This is a genomic window from Micromonospora sp. NPDC003776, from assembly GCF_053605645.1.
Map to the genome: position 1 here is coordinate 1 of NZ_JBSGJR010000971.1, position 1,185 is coordinate 1,185.

The following is a 1,185-nucleotide window of genomic DNA, read 5'->3' on the forward strand; positions in this document are numbered from 1 at the left end:
CTCGCGCTGACCGGCCCGGCCGCCGCCGGCGACACCCGGCAGGAACTCGCCGAGGCGCTCGGCACCGATGTGGACGCGGCGGCGGAGGCGGCGCGGGCCCTGCTGTCGGCGCCGCATCCGCTGGTGGCGTCAGCCAGCGCCGTGTGGGAGCGCGAGCCCTTCGCGGGCCTGGCCGGTTGGCGGGCCGGCCTGCCGGAGCGGACGCAGCGCGGTCCGCTGCCCGACCAGGCGGCGCTGGACGCCTGGGCCCGGGAGCAGACCGGTGGCCTGGTCGACCGGTTCCCGGTCGACGTCGCCCCGGAGACGCTGCTGATCCTGGCCAACGCGCTGGCCACCCGGGTGTCCTGGGCGGACCCCTTCCAGGTGGCGCCGGCCGAGCAGCTGGGCGCGGGCAGCGCCTGGACGGGCCGGTTGCACCGGGTGCTGCGTACCCCGCCATGGGGGCACCGGTGCTGGATCGCGGCCACCGCGCGGGCGGGCGACGTGGCCGTGCACGCGGCCCCGGCCCGGCCGGTGGCGGGCGCCGACGGCGAGGCCGGGATGCTGGTGGTCTCGGTGGCCGCCGCGCCCGACGTACCGGCGGTGGACGTGCTCGCCACCGCGCAGGAGGTGGCCACGGCGGCCGCCGCCGCGCCGGACGGGGCCCCGCCCGGCCGGCGGTCGCTGTTCGACCTGCCGCTCGGTGAGACGCCGCTCTGGACGCTGCGCGAGGAGCCGACCCGGACCTTCGCCGCCGACGGTCGGGAGGAGCACGCGGAGGCGGTGCTGCCGTGCTGGTCGGCGCAGAGCCGGCACGACCTCTCCCCGGCCGGCTTCGGGTTCGCCGCCGCCGCGCGGGCCCTCGGCGAGCTGGTCGGCGTGCCGCAGCCGCCGTACGAGGTGGCGCAGGCGGCGGTGGCCCGCTTCGGGCGGTTCGGCTTCGAGGCCGCCGCGGTGACCGCGTTCGGGATGGCCGCCGGGCTGCCGCCGGAGGGCATCGCCCGGGTGGCGGAGCTGCGGTTCGGGCACCCGTACGCGGTGGTGGCGGTGGCCACGGAGAGCGCGGGCGGGCCGTGGCACGGCGTGCCGGTCTACTCGGCGTGGGTGGCCGAGCCGGCGGAACTGCCCGAATCGGAGCTGACCGACGCGCCCGAGCAGTGGTGAGCGGCGGGGGGCGCCGGCGGGCGACCGGCGGCCCCCGCCCCG

Annotated in this window: 1 protein-coding gene; it reads left to right on the forward strand. The window is 80.1% G+C overall.

The annotated features are described in order from the left end of the window. Positions 1 to 1,143, forward strand: a 1,143-nt coding sequence (locus tag ACWEVO_RS36800; RefSeq protein WP_452311993.1) for a hypothetical protein, incomplete at its 5' end; no start/stop codon positions are given. Positions 1,144 to 1,185: the final 42 nt, after the last annotated feature.